This window comes from Bifidobacterium polysaccharolyticum, from assembly GCF_016101585.1.
GTDB classification, from domain to species: Bacteria; Actinomycetota; Actinomycetes; order Actinomycetales; family Bifidobacteriaceae; genus Bombiscardovia; species Bombiscardovia polysaccharolytica.
In genome coordinates this window covers 1-2,458 of record NZ_JACFQG010000010.1, presented here as the reverse complement: position 1 = coordinate 2,458, position 2,458 = coordinate 1, and the positions used below count along the sequence as shown (strand labels likewise).

General features: G+C 63.6%; 3 protein-coding genes. All 3 read right to left on the bottom strand.

All coding sequences use genetic code 11. From position 1 onward, the window contains the following. Positions 1-139 precede the first annotated feature (139 nt). The gene (locus H3T90_RS08800) at positions 140-487 is read right to left on the bottom strand and encodes a hypothetical protein (protein ID WP_015022035.1); all 348 of its coding nucleotides are present in this window, start codon (positions 485-487) and stop codon (positions 140-142) included. 24 nt (positions 488-511) lie between these two features. Continuing rightward, entirely contained in the window at positions 512-781 is a 270-nt protein-coding gene (locus H3T90_RS08795; protein ID WP_198230269.1) for a hypothetical protein, read from the bottom strand. Positions 782-958: 177 nt separating this feature from the next. Next, entirely contained in the window at positions 959-2,389 is a 1,431-nt protein-coding gene (locus tag H3T90_RS08790) for a ParB/RepB/Spo0J family partition protein (protein ID WP_015022037.1), read from the bottom strand. Positions 2,390-2,458: the final 69 nt, after the last annotated feature.

The window sequence follows — 2,458 nt, the reverse complement described above, 5'->3', positions numbered from 1 at the left end:
CTTCAGCAGCACGCCGCAGGCGTGCGACAGCGGCGGCCAGACATCAAGGCGCAGCCGCCGATGACCACAACCCCGGCCGAGCCGAGCATGGAAAAAGGGACCCCGTTGAGGGGTCCCTTGATGATGTTGCCCTGATGGGTCAGGCCATCTGGCTTCGGAGTCCTGGGTAGTGGTGTGCCAGGTATTCGGCGGTGGCTTGGCGGATCAGTGCCGATAGGTTGGTGCCTTCTGTTTTGACGGCGGCTTCGGCCCATTGGTCCAGGGCCGGGGTGGTGCGTACCTGCCAGGTTTTGCTGGTGGGTTGTTTGAGTTCGTCGCGGGGGCGGCCGGCGAAGATGGAGAGCAGGTCGTCGTCGGTCAGGGGGCCGGCGTCGTAGCCCCGGTATACCCGGGTGCCTTCGATGGGTGTGAATTGGCCGGCGTCGGCCATGCGGTCGAGTGCTTCGGCGTGTGCTGCCCTGTCGGCGGGTGTCTGTGTGTTGGTCATGGTCTGGCTCCTTGTTGGTTGTGTCTATTGGTATCTGAGATGTTGCCACCGGCTGGTCAGCGGCATGGCGTGGAAGGCGTGGAGCTGGCCGTCCTGCCATTTGCTGACGATGACTTCGAGCAGGTTGTCGGGTAGGGCCCCGGGGTGTGGCTGGCCGACGAAGACCACCGTCATCTCGTCGCCGTAGCCCTCGATTTGTTCGTGGCCTATGGAGTGGAGGACCGCGTGCCTGATTTCGTTGTCGGCGCAGCCGTGCTTGCGGGCTGATTGCTCTATCTCGATCTCCATGACCATGAGTGTAGTACAAATTGCACATACAAACCAGTCGTGCGTTCCTCGCGTTGCGGTCTGGCTGTCCGAACGCGGGGCGTTCGACGATGCCGATTCCACCCCGTGGGGTGGCGCGAGGCATCGCTGCGCCGCCGCCGGCAGCCGGCCCCGCTTGGTGGCGGGGCCGGCTGCGGGGTTCATTCACTCTTTGGTGTCCTCCTCCTGGTCGCCGTCGTCTGTTTCATCTTCGTTCCCTTCGTTGTCTTCCTCTTCAGGTCGGGGCACCAGGTCGCCGTCGAGACCGGATTGCTCTTCGTCGCTGATGGCGTAGCCTGCGGTTTGGAGGGCACGGTAGAGGGGTTTGAGCAGGCCGTCTATGTCGTCTTGGCTGCGCCAGGTCTCGTGGTTGATCTGTGTCTCCATGATGGCGTGGCACAGGGCGAAGGCCGTCTGGGTGCGGCGACTCTCGTCAAGGTCGGCCTTTTGCGCCAGCTCGGCTTCCTGGTCCTGGACGATGGCGCGCCATGTGTCCCGCACCTGGTCCCGGCTGACCCACCAGGTGCGTTGGCTCGCTTGGGCGATGACCAGCATGGACAGGGCCTGGGACTGGTTTTTGGCGGGGCGTTTGAGGGACATGAGCCGTTGCGTGTAGGCCAGCCGCAGGTCGTGGCTTGCCGTGTCCAGTTGCTTGGCCGGTGCGATTTCGGCTTCTTGTTCGGCTTGCCACCTGGCCAGGTCATCCTCTCTTTGCCGGCGTTCGTCCTCCTGGTCCTGTTGGGTGTATGGCTCCAGCAGGGTGATTTTGACGCGCCACTGTCCGCCACGGTCGAGCAGTCCGGCGGCCGTGGGTTTGTCGCCTTCCCATTCCTCCAGCCATGTGTCGAGGGCCTGCTTGGGGTCGGGGTCGGTATCCGGGGAGAATCGGGCGATGGTGCGCCAACCTTCCGGGTCAGACCAGGATTGTGATGGTGTCAGCGGCACGATGGGCAGCCCGGCCTGCTTGATGGCTTCCTGGGCCTGTTCGATCCACTTGTCCAGCGACCGTTTGGCCTGGACCTGGTGCAGTGTCATGTTCCAGTTGTTGGTGCCTGCGGCTTTGATGAGCTGGTCTTGCAGGCCTTCGTCGTCGCGGAAGTCGGCTATCGTCTCCAATTCCTCGAAGCTCAGCTGGGATGGCAGCGCGAGTATTTTCTCGTCGTCGATGGACGATATTTTGAGCCGTCGCTGCACGGTGCTGCGGCTGCGGCCAGTGGCTTTGGCCATCTGGTCCACGTCTTCGCCAAGGTCCAGGAGGTGGGCGTATCCGCGTGCCTCGTCCAGGGCGGTGAGCTGGTCACGGTGTATGTTCTCTACCAGCATCACCTCCGCCTGGGTCTGCTCGTCCATGTCGGTGATGATACAGGGCACGGTTGCAAGGCCGGCCTGCTCGGCGGCCGCCAGCCGCCGGTGTCCGATGACCAGGGTGTGCCGCCCCTCCTGGTTCGCCGGTGTGACGACCAGGGCCTGCTGTATGCCTTGGGACGCGATGCTCATGGCCAGCTCCGACACGTCTCCTATCTCGCTTCGGGGGTTGGCGTCGTTGGGCCTGATGGCGTCGATGGGCAGCATGGTCACTGTGGTTGTGGTGTTCATGGGTGTTCCTTTCCTTGGTGCCGGGACTGTTTGTGCCGACGCCTGGAATGGCGGCCCGGGTATAGCGGA